Genomic DNA, 14,440 nt, shown 5'->3' on the forward strand with positions numbered 1-14,440 from the left:
ATTAAATGGATTTAAATCCGAGGGTAATCCTCGGATTTTTATTTTTGCAGAACTTAAATTCGATAAAAATGTCAGATCTATCACAAGAAGAATGGGCCGAGCAGCTTGAAAATGATGACAACGCCGTTATTTTGGATGTACGCACTGAAGAAGAAGTTGAGGAAGGATACATTCCCGGAGCCATTAACATTGATATATACTTGGGACAGGAGTTCGTTGATGAACTGGAAAAGTTGGATAAGTCCAAAAGTTACTATGTCTATTGCAGGTCGGGAAACCGAAGTGGGCAAGCCTGTGCCATCATGAACAGCATCGGTATTGAGAATGCCTACAATTTGGAAGGTGGTTTTATGAACTGGGAAGGCGAAATTGCGGAATAAGCCATGGAACTTCAATCGGTCATAGCAGAATTGGAACGAAACCGAAAGGTTTTCACAGCGACCTTGGCCGATATGCCCCAAGCACTTATCAGTTGGAAGGTCAATCCAAAAGATTGGTCACTTTTGGAAATCATCTGTCATTTGGTAGATGAGGAAAAAGAGGATTTTAGAGCACGTATAGAACATGCGCTAAGTAAACCCGGAACACCACTTAAACCCATTGATCCAGCAGGATGGGTGCAAAAAAGGGATTACGGTGGACAGGACTTCGAGAAAAAAGTTCAGCAATTAGACAAGGAGCGGCAAGTTTCCATTGCCTGGTTGAGGACCACAACGGACCTTGACTGGGACAATACCGTTCTACATCCAGAATATGGGTCCATGCCGGCACATTCCTTTCTGTATAACTGGCTTGCGCACGACTATCACCACATTCGCCAAATCAATGGAATTAAATACCATTTTTTAAAGCAAAATTCAGGGGATTCCTTGGAGTATGCTGGAAATTGGTAGGGTTTTTTCTATATTGGCGGTATGAAGGAAGACTTGCTCCATTTTATTTGGGGGCAAAAAAAGCTTCATGGAAGACAACTTACCTCAACTGCCAACGAAGCCATCAGCATTAAGGCCCCGGGAGTCCCAAATCAGTATTCAGGTCCAGATTTTTTCAATGCCCAAATTGCAATTGATGCGCAACTATGGGTGGGCAATGTGGAAATCCATCTGAAATCCTCGGATTGGTATGCCCACAATCATCAAACGGATTCCAATTACAACAATGTGATTCTGCATGTGGTCTGGGAAGATGATGTTGCCGTGTTCAGGAAAGACGGTTCTTTAATTCCCACGCTTGAGCTCAAGCATTATGTTTCCAAAGCGTTGTTGCAGAACTATCAGGATTTATTGGAAAATGCCAAACCCAAGTTCATCAACTGCGAAAAAGATTTTGCAGAAATGGATTCTTTTTTGGTGGAACATTGGCTGCATCGACTCTACATTGAACGATTGGAGCAAAAATCAAATCGTATTGAAGAACTGCTCAAAAAATCAAACAATGATTGGGAAGGTGTGTTATTTATAATGTTGGCACAAAATTTTGGCTCCAAAGTCAATGGCGATTTCTTTTTGGACAGGGCTTTGCAATTGAAATTTTCCATCATCCGAAAGGTTGGTGACTCGTTAGAAGATTTGGAAAGCTTGTTATTTGGTCACTTTGGGCTTTTGCAAGTGGATGATTGCAGCGATCATTATTTTTTGAGGCTTCAAAAGGAATATGGGTATCTCGGCAGAAAATTCAATTTGCCACCAGCTTTATCCAAACCGGAATTTTTCGGACTGCGCCCGCCCAACTTTCCAACCATCCGAACAGCACAATTGGCCCATTTGTATGCAAAAGAGCAGCGTCTTTTTGCACAGCTAATGGAAGCAAATACCATTGGGGATATGTATTCAATTTTTGAAATAAGTGCAAGTTCGTATTGGGATGACCATTTTACCTTTGGTAAAACATCAAAAAAGAGCAAAAAGAAACTCTCCAATAGTTTTATTGATTTACTGGTCATAAACACCATAGTCCCCTTAAAGTTTTGCTATTCCAGACATCTTGGTTTGGACTGGAACGACGACCTAATTTCCTTGATATCAGAAATAAAGAAAGAACAAAACTCCATTATCAAAGGGTTTGATAACTTGGAAACCAGAACCAAGAATGCTATGGAAAGTCAAGCTAAGATTCAGCTCTATACCCACTATTGCGCGAAAAATAAATGCCTACGGTGTGCCTTGGGTACACATTTATTGAATAGAAATACATAATTTTAGGCATGGCTTTGTTCTACGACACATTATATTATTTCCAAAAACGGGGCTTTGAGGTCTGTAGGCGCATAGCCGAACGGTTGGGCATACGGGCAAGGGTGGTCAGGACCACTTTTATCTATCTGACTTTTGTTACCCTTGGTTTTGGTTTTGCTCTATATCTTTTTATTGCATTTTGGTTGCGGATCAAAGATTTGATTTATACCAAGAGAACCTCTGTATTTGACCTTTAATTATGATCAGACTCTTACGTTCCAAAATAGTACTGGCCCTTTCCTTGATGGTGTTGGTGCTTACATTTGGAGTGATAGGATATAAATTACTGGCGGGCTACACCTGGATTGAGGCCTTCTACATGACCATTATTACGGTTACCACGGTGGGTTTTTCCGAAGTACGTCCTTTGGATGCGAATGCAAAGATTTTTACTGTATTTTTAATTGTAACCAGTGTTTTCATCTTTGGTTTTGCCATTTCTGTGGTGACGGAGTACATCTTGGCAAGGAATTCGATTGAAGCACTAAAAAAGAAGAAAGTGAAAAAACAGATAGATAGCCTTTCCAATCATGTGGTGGTTTGCGGTTTTGGCAGAAATGGTATGCAGGCTGCTGATAAGTTGATGGCCTACAAAAAACCTTTTGTGGTCATAGAAAAAAATAAGGAAATCATTGAGCGTCATGCAGATGAGGTCTTGTTTGTGGAAGGCGATGCCAATGAAGACGAAACGCTGTTGCAGGCCGGTATTGATCGTGCCCACTATTTGATCACTGCCGTTCCAGATGATGCCGCCAATCTGTTCATTGTACTGTCAGCCCGTCAATTGAACAAGAACTTGTTCATTATTAGCAGGGCATCCCAAGTCACTTCCCAGAAAAAACTTCAATTTGCCGGAGCCGATAAAGTTATTATGCCCGATAAGATAGGAGGGGACCACATGGCTTCTTTAGTGGTTATGCCCGACTTGATCACCTTTATGGACAAACTTTCTGTGGAAGGAGAGCATACCACCAACTTGGAAGAAGTGGAAATTGAGGATATTTCCAATCAGATGGACTGTAGTTCCATTCGCGATTTAGATCTTCGCCGCACAACAGGATGTACGATAATAGGGTATATTGATCCCGATGGAAAATATATCATCAACCCAGAGGCAGATCAGAAATTGGAACCCAAAGGAAAGGTCATTGTGCTCGGGAGACCTGAACAAATACGTAAACTCAATGAAATGTTCCAGATAGGGTAGTTAAAAAATTGTAAAATTTGATAGCGTTGTTTTTTTTTTGGATATTGCCGACTTCCATAACTAACTAATACCGATTTATGAAATATTTTCTTACCCTTTTGGCCTTTGTTTCACTGACTTTGGGTTATTCCCAAGAATTGACGGTAAAGGGCAAAACTTATAACGTGTCCGATAATATCAACGATGGGGTCATAGAGCTTTCTGTGGAAGGCGGAGTTGAACCCTATTCCTACAAATGGAGCAACCAGAGCACGCCACTCACTTCCAAAAGAGCCCAAGGCTTGGTCGAGGGAATACCCTACAGCGTAGTGGTCACAGATGCCGCTGGCAATTCCGTTACCCAGGAATATAAGGTTGAAACAGAATCGATCACTGAAGTTTTCAACGGAACAATGACACCGGCAGTAGGTGCATTGGGGGCTGTTTTGTTTTGGGACCCCTTTGGGGCCATCGGTATTTACGACCCAGTTGCCTATGCTGATGTTAAACTTATAGGAATACCGGACTGGAGCAACGAAACCCAAGACCGGTTTGTACTTAAACAATGGTTGAAGAGTGAAGGACAAAGTGTTGCTGTTGGAGATGACATTGCGGTCATCACAAGTGACAATGAGGGAGATATTACCATTAAAGCCACGGCAAAGGGTAAATTGATTCATAAGGTTGATGAAGGAAAAGTCATTTACAATTCTGAAAATCTAGAACATGTTATTGAGCAGGGAGCTCATTATTTTGCCGAGATAGAATACGATGAGCCCATAGCCATGGTGCATCCCAATGGGGATCCCATTGTTAAGGGAATTCCCTTTATAGTAATCTGGCTTGTTTTTGGTGCCCTGTTTTTCACCCTTCGAATGGGCTTCATCAATATTCGTGGATTTAGACACTCCCTTGATTTGGCAAAAGGTAAATACGATGATCCTGATGCACCCGGGCAAGTAACACACTTCCAAGCATTGGCAACTGCCGTATCCGGTACCGTTGGGCTTGGAAACATTGCGGGTGTGGCCGTGGCCGTGTCCTTGGGGGGTGCTGGTGCAACTTTTTGGATGATCGTATGTGGTCTGTTGGGGATGTCTTCCAAGTTTGTGGAATGTACCCTTGGAGTGAAATATCGGGATATTTTACCCGATGGTAGGGTATTCGGTGGTCCTATGAACTATCTCCGCTACGGACTTGAAAAACGAAACTTGAAAGGCTTTGGAAAGGTATTGGCCGGTTTGTTTGCCGTATTGGCCATTGGTGCTTCCTTTGGGGGAGGAAACATGTTCCAGGCCAATCAATCCTTTGAGCAACTTGCAGGACAATTTCCAGCCTTGGCTGGTAATGGCTTCTGGTTTGGGGTGGTTACGGCCATTCTTGTTGGGGTTGTTATCATTGGAGGAATCAACAGTATTGCCCGTGTAACTGGAAAAGTGGTGCCCATTATGGCATCTATCTACATTGTGGCTGCATTGGCCGTCATTATAATGAACATCCAGAACATAGGACCCGCATTTTCTGCCATTGTGGACGGCGCTTTCAGTCCATCCGCATTAAAAGGTGGTATTTTGGGTGTTTTGGTCATAGGATTTCAGCGTGCTGCATTTTCCAATGAAGCTGGGGTTGGTTCCGCAGCCATTGCGCACAGTACCGCAAAAACCAACAACCCCCCATCTGAAGGGTTTGTAGCCTTGTTGGAGCCTTTTATTGATACCGTTGTAGTGTGTACTTTAACAGCCTTGGTGCTTATTTTTACAGGGATGCACGAAGTGGAAGGTATGGCGGGGGCTCAATTGACCTCTGATGCTTTTGGCAGCCAAATATCTTGGTTCCCTTATGTGTTGGCCGTGGCTGTGTTCCTTTTCGCATTTTCAACCATGATTTCTTGGTCATACTATGGGATGAGAGCATGGACCTATCTTTTTGGAAAGAGCAAGCGTTCTGAAATGTTATACAAAATGTTGTTCCTGATATTTGTAGTGGTTGGGGCTTCGGTAAGTTTGGGAGCAGTTCTTGATTTTTCCGATATGATGATTTTGGCCATGTCCTTTCCTAACATAATTGGTCTGTACATCATGTCTGGAGAGGTGAGAGAGGACTTGAACAACTATCTCAAAAAATTAAAATCCAATCAGCTCTTTAAAAAAGCTGTTGTCGATAAATAATAGAGAATACGAATGAAAGGACAATCCCACTTCAAGTTCAACAAACAAGAACGAAGTGGGATTTTCTTTTTGCTGCTCATTATTTTTGTTTTCCAAGGGATATATTTTTACGTAAAAGCGCAACCTTTTAGCGGAAACCCAAAAGTTGTTGTCAATACCCTGGTCCAATCTCGGCTGGATAGCCTTAAGAATGTCGCTGCAAAAGATTCAGTAAAGCTCTTTCCCTTCAATCCCAATTACATAACGGACTATAAAGGTTATGCATTAGGAATGTCAGCCACTGAAGTTGACCGATTATTGGCCTATCGAGCAACGGATAAGTTTGTGAATTCAGCTGAAGAGTTTCAGCAAGTCACCCTAATTTCAGATTCACTGCTTGCTACAATTGCACCATATTTTAAGTTTCCGAAATGGGTGAATCAGCAGAAAAATAAATCTGAATTTGTTTCGGCATCACAAAAGGAAACCCCAAAAGGTATTAGGGACTTGAACAAGGCAACTGCTGAGGAGCTTAGAGCAATAAACGGGATTGGCGAAACCTTTTCTAACCGAATCATAAAATTTAGGGACAGGCTTGGGGGCTTTTTGGTCAACGAACAATTGCAGGATGTATATGGACTTGAACCTGCTGTGGTCAAAAGGGCACTGGAACAGTTTCGGGTAATGGATGCACCAACTATTCAGAAAATCAATATAAATAAGGCAACGGTGGAACAGTTGGCCCAGTTGGTTTATATTGACTATGATTTGGCGAGGGAAATTGTCTCATATCGTGAAACCAATGGGCCTTTTACCACATTGGACGAATTAAAGCGGCTTAAGTCGTTTCCAGCGGATAGGATTGAGAGAATTAAGCTATATTTGACTTTATAAAAATTGCATGAATGATTACGGATACGTTGTCCACATTGAACTTTGATTATTCAGAGACCCAGAAGATGGTAGCTGAATCTGCCAAGGAGTTTGCGCAGCAGTACATATTTCCCCATGTTATGGAATGGGATGAATCCCAAACTTTCCCTGTAGAAGTCTTTAAAAAGGCCGGGGAACTTGGTTTTATGGGTGTTTTGGTTCCTGAAGAACTGGGAGGCTCAGGTTTGGGCTATCATGAATATATTGCCATTTTGGAAGAAATTTCAAAAGTGGACCCGGCCATCGGACTGTCCGTGGCAGCACACAATTCCTTGTGCACCAATCACATTTTGTCTTTCGGAAACGAGGAGCAAAAGCAACGCTGGATTCCAAAATTGGCCACTGCGGAGTGGATAGGAGCTTGGGGATTGACGGAGCACAATACGGGTTCGGATGCAGGAGGGATGAACACCACTGCGGTAAAGGACGGTGACCATTGGATTCTTAATGGAGCCAAGAACTTTATTACCCATGGCATTAGTGGTGACATCGCTGTTGTGATTGTCAGAACAGGTGAAAAAGGTGACAGTCATGGAATGACCGCTTTTGCCATTGAAAAAGGTACTCCCGGGTTTTCCAGTGGAAAAAAAGAAGATAAACTGGGCATGCGGGCCAGCGAAACCGCAGAACTGATTTTTACGGATTGTAGAATTCCAGATGCCAACCGTTTGGGCGAAGTGGGGGATGGTTTTATCCAATCCATGAAGGTGTTGGATGGAGGGCGAATTTCAATTGGAGCTTTGTCCCTCGGTGTTTCCAAAGGCGCTTACGAAGCGGCGTTGAAATATTCCAAGGAACGGGTGCAGTTTGGGAAGCCCATCAGTGAGTTTCAAGGTGTGTCCTTTAAATTGGCCGATATGGCCACCGAAATCGAAGCATCGGAACTCTTGTTGCACAAGGCCGCTTTCTTGAAGAATGAAGGAAGGCCTATGACCAAGTTCAGTGCCATGTGTAAAATGTACGCCTCCGAAGTTTGCGTTAAGATAGCCAATGACGCTGTGCAGATTCACGGAGGATACGGCTATACCAAGGATTTTCCGGTGGAGAAGTTCTATCGCGATGCCAAGCTTTGCACCATTGGAGAGGGCACTACCGAAATCCAAAAATTGGTGATTTCCAGAAATATTTTGAAGTAATTTTTGTTTGATAATTACTTTTAAATGTATATTTGCCGTCCAAAATCTAAAAGAAAGGAGGTTGTAGCCCATGTTGATAATACCAGTAAAAGAAGGAGAGAATATAGATAGAGCTTTAAAGCGTTTCAAGCGTAAGTTCGATAAGACCGGTACCATGCGTCAGTTGAGAACCAGACAGCAGTTTACCAAACCTTCTGTACAGCGCAGAGCTGAAATTCAAAAAGCACAGTACATCCAGAGCTTGAGAGATCAAGAAGAAGTATAACTGACTTTTTACACCATATACTATATCCCGTTTCAGTTTTGGAACGGGATTTTTTGTTTTGTGGCATAGCACATTGTTGTATTTGGCTACCTTTGATATATGTCCGTACAAGCGTTCATATCTTATCTGCAATTGGAGAAAAACTACTCCAAACATACCATTCAAGCGTATGGGATGGATATTCGGGAATTTTCAAGTTTTTGCGCTAAGCACCACGATGCCGTATCCATAATTGATATTGGTTATCCGATGGTCAGGAACTGGATTGTCCATTTGTCCACCAATGAAGTTTCCAATAGGACCATAAATAGAAAAATATCTTCCCTTCGGGCTTACTATAGGTTTCTTTTGAAGGTGGGTGAGATTTCTGCTTCTCCATTGGCAAAGCACAAAGCCCTAAAAACCCAAAAAAAGGTTGAGGTGCCCTTCTCCGAACATGAAATGGAAGAAATACTTGGGGAAATACCATTTGCTGATGATTTCGAAGGAACCCGCGACAAGCTCATTATAGAACTACTGTATGCTACGGGAATGCGAAGGGCGGAACTGGTCAATTTAAAGTTGGCTGATATTGATTTTTCCACGAATACACTAAAAGTATTGGGTAAGCGGAATAAGGAGCGAATCCTTCCGTTGCTACCCTCCACGACTGTTCATTTAAAAACCTATTTGGAAAGTCGCGCCAAGCTTGAAGAGGTGAAGGATGCGGCTTTTCTTTTACTGACCAATGGGGGTCTTAAAATTTATGAAACACTTGTATATCGTACTATAAATAAGTATTTTAGTTTAGTGTCTCCCAAGGTAAAAAAGAGCCCACATATTTTAAGGCACACCTTTGCAACGCACTTGCTGAATAGGGGGGCAGATTTGAATTCAGTCAAGGAATTATTGGGTCACTCCAGTTTGGCATCCACTCAAGTGTACACGCACAACAGCATTGCCGAACTCAAGAAAGTACACCAAAAGGCCCATCCAAGAAACAAGGAATAGATTTTCTTGTATTGTTTAACTTCACTGCCGCTAGGCAGTACTAAAACTACTTCTTATGAAAGTAAATGCACAATCGGTAAATTTTGTAGCTGATGGTAAGCTTCTCGATTTTATCCAAAAGCGAATGGATAAATTGGAATTGTTCTATGACAAGGTCATAGATTCGGATGTTTATTTAAAAGTGGAGAACACTAGTGCTAAAGAGAATAAGATTGTGGAAATTATGGTCTCGGTACCCAGGGATAAGATTGTTGTAAAAAAACAGTGTAAGTCTTTTGAGGAGGCGGTTGATTCAGCTTGCAGTTCCTTGGAAAGACAATTGGTAAAAAAGAAGGAAAAACTGAGGGCCAAGGTTTGATCAAAATTTTTGAAATTTTATTTTGATTAAAAAAATAAATCTATACATTTGCAGTCCGTTAGAAATAGCGGACTTTTTTTATGGACGAAAGGCGGTAAAACGCCGATGTAGCTCAGCTGGCTAGAGCAGCTGATTTGTAATCAGCAGGTCGTGGGTTCGAGTCCCTCCATCGGCTCGTAAGTTACTGAAAATAAGGCGGGGAGATACTCAAGCGGCCAACGAGGACAGACTGTAAATCTGTTGGTTTTCACCTTCGCAGGTTCGAATCCTGCTCTCCCCACAAAAGTTGTTCGATGAGCAACGGGAAAAGAGGTTTTTTTGAAATGTTGATAACTTTTTGGGCAAGTGCCCAATAAAAAATGCGGGAGTAGCTCAGTTGGTAGAGCGTCAGCCTTCCAAGCTGAATGTCGCCGGTTCGAACCCGGTCTCCCGCTCTAAGGCAATTATTGCCATTCCTGCGAAGGCAGGAATCTCTTCCTTTAAATAAGGAAATTTTAAAGGTAGTTGATTCAACACTTTACGCCGGTGTAGCTCAGGGGTAGAGCGTTTCCTTGGTAAGGAAGAGGTCAGGGGTTCAAATCCCCTCATTGGCTCAAAACGATTTGTACACTAATATAAACTAAGAATTAAATTATTTTAAAATGGCAAAGGAAACTTTTGATCGTTCCAAACCCCACTTAAATATTGGTACCATTGGACACGTGGATCACGGTAAAACAACATTGACTGCTGCTATTACCACTGTATTGGCAAATGCTGGTTTGTCAGAGCTTAGAAGCTTTGATTCCATTGATAATGCGCCTGAGGAGAAGGAAAGAGGTATTACCATCAACACTTCACACGTTGAGTACCAAACTGAAAACCGTCACTACGCACACGTTGACTGTCCTGGTCACGCGGATTACGTAAAGAACATGGTTACTGGTGCTGCTCAAATGGACGGTGCCATCTTGGTTGTTGCTGCAACTGATGGTCCTATGCCACAAACTCGTGAGCACATCCTTTTGGGTCGCCAAGTAGGTATTCCACGTATCGTTGTTTTCTTGAACAAAGTAGACATGGTTGATGATGAGGAGCTTTTGGAGCTTGTTGAAATGGAAGTAAGGGAATTGCTTTCTTTCTACGAGTACGATGGTGACAACGGACCTGTTATTGCTGGTTCTGCATTGGGTGCATTGAACGGTGAGCAAAAATGGGTTGACACTGTAATGGAGTTGATGAAAGCTGTTGATGAGTGGATTGAGGAGCCTCAACGTGAAGTTGATAAAGATTTCTTGATGCCTATCGAAGACGTGTTCACTATTACTGGTCGTGGTACTGTTGCTACAGGACGTATCGAAACTGGAATTGCCAACACTGGTGATGCTGTTGATATTATTGGTATGGGTGCTGAGAAACTTTCTTCCACAATTACCGGGGTAGAGATGTTCCGTAAGATTTTGGATAGAGGTGAAGCTGGTGATAACGTAGGTATCCTTTTGAGAGGTATTGAAAAATCCGATATCAAAAGAGGTATGGTAATCTGCAAGCCAGGTTCTGTTAAGCCGCACGCTAAATTTAAAGCTGAGGTGTATATCCTTAAAAAAGAAGAAGGTGGACGTCACACTCCATTCCATAATAACTACCGTCCTCAGTTCTACGTTCGTACAACTGACGTGACTGGAAACATCAACCTTCCTGATGGAGTAGAAATGGTTATGCCTGGTGACAACTTGACAATCACTGTTGATTTGATTCAACCTATCGCATTGAGCGTAGGTTTACGTTTCGCTATCCGTGAAGGTGGTAGAACAGTAGGTGCTGGTCAGGTTACTGAGATTCTAGATTAATCATTTACAATAAAAATTGTACGCCAAAGGGTGTTCCGATTCTGTCGGGATACCTTTCGGCGTAATTAAACGGGTGTAGCTCAGTTGGTAGAGCACTGGTCTCCAAAACCAGGTGTCGGGAGTTCGAGTCTCTCCTCCCGTGCAACAGAAAAGATAAAGGCACAGTGAGACGAGAAGTTTATCCCGAGCGTAGTCGAGGGAAGTCTCTCCTCCCGTGCAAAGGAAAAGATAAAAGCATGTTTGAGATGGTAAAGTCTCTTCGAGGTTTGTGCTTAGCGCAGCCGAAGCATGCAAGAAAATACAAATACTATGCTCACTTACATAAAGGAATCATTTGAGGAGTTAAAGAACAATGTTACCTGGTTGGACAGGGATAAAGCTTCCAATCTTATGGTTATTGTGGCTGTTTTTTCCATCGTGTTTGCTTTGGCGACATGGGGTGTTGATTCACTTTTTAGTAAGTTGATCGGCTTGTATTTCGATAAATTAATTGGGTAGTAGGTATGTCTGAGGTTCTGGAGAAAAAATGGTATGTGGTAAGGGCCGTAAGTGGCCAGGAGAACAAAATCAAAGGCTACATTGAAAGTGAAGTGGAGCGTGCAGGTTTTGGCGACTACCTTGAGGAAGTTCTTGTGCCTACCGAAAAAGTTGTACAAATCAGAAATGGAAAGAAAATCAACAAAGAAAGGGTTTACTTTCCAGGATATATCATGATCAAAGCCAATTTAGGTGGTGAAATGGTGCATATCATCCGTTCCATCACCAATGTAATTGGATTTTTGGGAGAAGTAAAAGGAGGTGACCCCGTTCCTTTAAGAAAATCGGAGGTGAACCGTATGTTAGGGAAAGTGGATGAGCTGGCTGTCAATACAGACAACGTGGCCATTCCATTTGTGTTGGGAGAAACGGTTAAGGTTATTGATGGTCCTTTCAACGGATTCAATGGGACTGTTGAGAAAATCAATGAAGAAAAGCGTAAGCTAGAGGTGATGGTGAAAATTTTCGGAAGAAAGACACCATTGGAACTCAGCTATATGCAGGTAGAGAAGGTATAAACAGATATTAGATGCTAGATATGAGATGTGAGATTGATTGCTTCTCAATACTAGAATCTAAAATCTCAAGACTATAAATAGAGCTGTTACATATATAAAGCTGTGTTGCTTCCAATTGACACACTTTAAATTTAATTAGAAACAATGGCAAAAGAAGTAGATAAGGTAGTTAAATTACAAGTTAGGGGAGGTGCTGCGAACCCATCGCCACCGGTTGGACCCGCCTTAGGTGCTGCTGGTGTTAACATCATGGAGTTCTGTAAGCAGTTTAATGCGCGTACACAGGACAAGCCGGGCAAAGTATTGCCTGTTGTTATCACCGTTTACAAAGACAAGTCTTTCGACTTTGTTGTAAAAACACCACCTGCGGCAGTTCAATTGTTGGAAGCGGCTAAGATTAAAAAAGGATCGGGCGAACCTAACAGGGTAAAACCAGGGTCAGTGACATGGGATCAAGTAAAACAAATCGCCGAAGATAAAATGGTGGATTTGAACGCTTTTACCGTGGAATCTGCAATGAGTATGGTAGCCGGTACGGCAAGATCTATGGGTCTTAAAGTATCTGGACAAAGACCTTTTTAAAATCTTAAAGCAATTATAATGGCAAGATTGACAAAAAAGCAAAAAGAGGCCCAGGCCAAAATAGAGAAGAACAAACTCTATTCTTTGGATGAGGCATCTTCTTTGATAAAAGAAATTACCAATGTAAAATTTGATGCTTCCATTGACCTTGCAGTTCGTTTGGGTGTAGACCCAAGAAAGGCAAACCAAATGGTACGTGGCGTTGTTACCCTTCCTCACGGAACTGGTAAAGACGTGAAGGTTTTGGCATTGGTGACCCCAGATAAAGAAGCAGAAGCTAAAGAAGCGGGTGCTGATTATGTTGGGTTGGACGAATATTTGGATAAAATCAAAGGCGGTTGGACAGACGTTGATGTAATCATCACTATGCCAAGCGTTATGGGTAAATTAGGTCCATTGGGTCGCGTTTTGGGACCTCGAGGACTAATGCCCAATCCAAAGACCGGAACTGTAACCATGGATGTGGCGAAGGCTGTATCTGATGTAAAGGCCGGTAAGATTGACTTTAAAGTGGACAAAACGGGAATTGTGCATGCCGCTATCGGTAAAGCTTCATTTTCTGCAGATAAAATTGCAGGCAATGCCAAGGAATTGATCGATACCTTGAACAAGCTAAAACCAGCTGCTGCAAAAGGAGTGTACATGAAGAGTATCTACATGTCCAGCACTATGAGTCCCAGTGTTCAATTAGATCCAAAAGCAGTTTAAGTAACTGGTAGCTCAATATTTTAACTATGACAAGAGAAGAAAAAGCAACAGTAATAGAAGATTTGACTGCACAGTTAGCTGAAAACGCCAATATTTACTTGGCAGATATTTCAGGATTGGATGCCGTTGCCACTTCCAATTTAAGAAGGGCATGTTTTAAGGCCAATATTAAACTTGCAGTTGTTAAGAACACCTTGCTTGCAAAAGCAATGGAAGCTTCTGATAAGGAATTTGGTGAACTTCCCGGCGTATTGAAAGGAAATACATCTATGATGTTTTCCGAAACCGGAAACGCACCTGCGAAACTTATCAAGGACTTTAGAAAGAAATCAGATAGACCTTTGTTGAAAGGAGCCTTTATTGAAGAGGCAGTTTATATCGGTGACGAGAATTTGGACAAACTTGTAAGTATCAAGTCCAAAGAGGAAGTTATCGGTGATATCATCGGATTGTTGCAATCACCAGCCAAGAATGTTATTTCTGGACTTAAATCTGGTGGCGGTAAACTGGCCGGTATCCTTAAGACATTATCTGAGAAAGAATAATTCGCGCACAATAAACTAAGTATATTTTTAAACATTTTTATTAAACGATAGAAAAATGGCAGATTTAAAAGATTTTGCAGAACAGTTGGTTAACCTAACAGTAAAAGAGGTAAATGAGTTGGCCGACATCCTAAAAGAAGAATACGGTATTGAGCCTGCTGCTGCTGCAGTAGCCGTTGCTGGTGGTGCTTCCGCTGGTGGTGGAGAAGGTGAAGCTGCTGAGGAAAAATCAGAATTTGATGTAATCCTTAAAGCTGCTGGTGCCTCTAAATTGGCAGTAGTTAAACTGGTTAAGGAATTGACCGGTCTTGGACTAAAAGACGCTAAAGATATCGTTGATAGTGCACCTAAAGCTGTTAAAGAAGGTATTGCTAAAGACGAAGCAGAAGGCATCAAAAAATCATTGGAAGAAGCAGGAGCAGAAGTTGAGCTTAAATAATTCGCTTTTACCATAGAAAGTTTGGTTAAGGTC

Annotated in this window: 18 protein-coding genes and 5 tRNA genes; all 23 read left to right on the forward strand. The window is 42.0% G+C overall.

Features of this window, described 5'->3' with window-relative positions; genetic code table 11:
• The first annotated feature begins 68 nt into the window (after window positions 1-68).
• Window positions 69-380: a rhodanese-like domain-containing protein gene (locus FG28_RS11915; RefSeq protein ID WP_036383115.1), complete on the forward strand. Its 312-nt coding sequence runs from the start codon at window positions 69-71 to the stop codon at window positions 378-380.
• 3 nt (window positions 381-383) lie between these two features.
• Complete coding sequence (locus FG28_RS11920; protein ID WP_051947294.1) at window positions 384-893, forward strand: DinB family protein; 510 nt, start codon at window positions 384-386, stop codon at window positions 891-893.
• A 21-nt stretch (window positions 894-914) separates the two neighbouring features.
• Window positions 915-2,195: a DUF2851 family protein gene (locus FG28_RS11925; protein WP_036383118.1), complete on the forward strand. Its 1,281-nt coding sequence runs from the start codon at window positions 915-917 to the stop codon at window positions 2,193-2,195.
• Between the two features lie 8 nt (window positions 2,196-2,203).
• Window positions 2,204-2,431 carry a PspC domain-containing protein gene (locus tag FG28_RS11930; RefSeq protein WP_036383119.1) on the forward strand — a complete coding sequence of 76 codons (228 nt, stop codon included), beginning with the start codon at window positions 2,204-2,206 and terminating at the stop codon, window positions 2,429-2,431.
• 2 nt (window positions 2,432-2,433) lie between these two features.
• Window positions 2,434-3,441, forward strand: a complete 1,008-nt coding sequence (locus FG28_RS11935; RefSeq protein WP_036383121.1) for a TrkA family potassium uptake protein — start codon at window positions 2,434-2,436, stop codon at window positions 3,439-3,441.
• A 77-nt stretch (window positions 3,442-3,518) separates the two neighbouring features.
• On the forward strand, window positions 3,519-5,588 hold the full coding sequence (locus FG28_RS11940) for an amino acid carrier protein (protein WP_036383123.1): 2,070 nt from the start codon (window positions 3,519-3,521) through the stop codon (window positions 5,586-5,588).
• Between the two features lie 12 nt (window positions 5,589-5,600).
• On the forward strand, window positions 5,601-6,461 hold the full coding sequence (locus FG28_RS11945; protein ID WP_036383125.1) for a ComEA family DNA-binding protein: 861 nt from the start codon (window positions 5,601-5,603) through the stop codon (window positions 6,459-6,461).
• Window positions 6,462-6,496: 35 nt separating this feature from the next.
• A complete protein-coding gene (locus FG28_RS11950; RefSeq protein WP_036386527.1) occupies window positions 6,497-7,636 on the forward strand; it encodes an acyl-CoA dehydrogenase family protein in 1,140 nt (379 codons plus the stop codon).
• A 70-nt stretch (window positions 7,637-7,706) separates the two neighbouring features.
• Entirely contained in the window at window positions 7,707-7,901 is a 195-nt protein-coding gene (gene rpsU / locus FG28_RS11955; RefSeq protein ID WP_036383128.1) for a 30S ribosomal protein S21, read from the forward strand.
• A gap of 99 nt (window positions 7,902-8,000) precedes the next feature.
• A complete protein-coding gene (locus FG28_RS11960) occupies window positions 8,001-8,891 on the forward strand; it encodes a tyrosine-type recombinase/integrase (protein ID WP_036383129.1) in 891 nt (296 codons plus the stop codon).
• 55 nt (window positions 8,892-8,946) lie between these two features.
• Entirely contained in the window at window positions 8,947-9,249 is a 303-nt protein-coding gene (gene hpf, locus FG28_RS11965) for a ribosome hibernation-promoting factor, HPF/YfiA family (RefSeq protein WP_036383130.1), read from the forward strand.
• 101 nt (window positions 9,250-9,350) lie between these two features.
• Window positions 9,351-9,424: transfer RNA gene (locus FG28_RS11970), tRNA-Thr, on the forward strand.
• A 22-nt stretch (window positions 9,425-9,446) separates the two neighbouring features.
• Window positions 9,447-9,529: transfer RNA gene (locus tag FG28_RS11975), tRNA-Tyr, on the forward strand.
• 81 nt (window positions 9,530-9,610) lie between these two features.
• Window positions 9,611-9,683: transfer RNA gene (locus tag FG28_RS11980), tRNA-Gly, on the forward strand.
• An 87-nt stretch (window positions 9,684-9,770) separates the two neighbouring features.
• Window positions 9,771-9,842: transfer RNA gene (locus FG28_RS11985), tRNA-Thr, on the forward strand.
• A 48-nt stretch (window positions 9,843-9,890) separates the two neighbouring features.
• Window positions 9,891-11,078, forward strand: a complete 1,188-nt coding sequence (tuf, locus tag FG28_RS11990) for an elongation factor Tu (protein ID WP_036383132.1) — start codon at window positions 9,891-9,893, stop codon at window positions 11,076-11,078.
• Between the two features lie 69 nt (window positions 11,079-11,147).
• Window positions 11,148-11,220, forward strand: a tRNA-Trp gene (locus FG28_RS11995).
• A 167-nt stretch (window positions 11,221-11,387) separates the two neighbouring features.
• Window positions 11,388-11,576 carry a preprotein translocase subunit SecE gene (secE, locus tag FG28_RS12000; protein WP_036386528.1) on the forward strand — a complete coding sequence of 63 codons (189 nt, stop codon included), beginning with the start codon at window positions 11,388-11,390 and terminating at the stop codon, window positions 11,574-11,576.
• Window positions 11,577-11,581: 5 nt separating this feature from the next.
• A complete protein-coding gene (nusG, locus tag FG28_RS12005) occupies window positions 11,582-12,133 on the forward strand; it encodes a transcription termination/antitermination protein NusG (RefSeq protein WP_036383134.1) in 552 nt (183 codons plus the stop codon).
• A gap of 144 nt (window positions 12,134-12,277) precedes the next feature.
• On the forward strand, window positions 12,278-12,715 hold the full coding sequence (rplK, locus tag FG28_RS12010) for a 50S ribosomal protein L11 (RefSeq protein WP_036383136.1): 438 nt from the start codon (window positions 12,278-12,280) through the stop codon (window positions 12,713-12,715).
• 18 nt (window positions 12,716-12,733) lie between these two features.
• The gene (rplA, locus tag FG28_RS12015) at window positions 12,734-13,423 is read left to right on the forward strand and encodes a 50S ribosomal protein L1 (protein WP_036383138.1); all 690 of its coding nucleotides are present in this window, start codon (window positions 12,734-12,736) and stop codon (window positions 13,421-13,423) included.
• Between the two features lie 26 nt (window positions 13,424-13,449).
• Window positions 13,450-13,968, forward strand: a complete 519-nt coding sequence (rplJ, locus tag FG28_RS12020; protein WP_036383140.1) for a 50S ribosomal protein L10 — start codon at window positions 13,450-13,452, stop codon at window positions 13,966-13,968.
• Window positions 13,969-14,023: 55 nt separating this feature from the next.
• A complete protein-coding gene (rplL, locus tag FG28_RS12025; protein WP_036383143.1) occupies window positions 14,024-14,407 on the forward strand; it encodes a 50S ribosomal protein L7/L12 in 384 nt (127 codons plus the stop codon).
• The last annotated feature ends 33 nt before the right edge of the window (window positions 14,408-14,440 follow it).

The organism is Muricauda sp. MAR_2010_75 (assembly GCF_000745185.1).
Taxonomy (GTDB): Bacteria; Bacteroidota; Bacteroidia; order Flavobacteriales; family Flavobacteriaceae; genus Flagellimonas.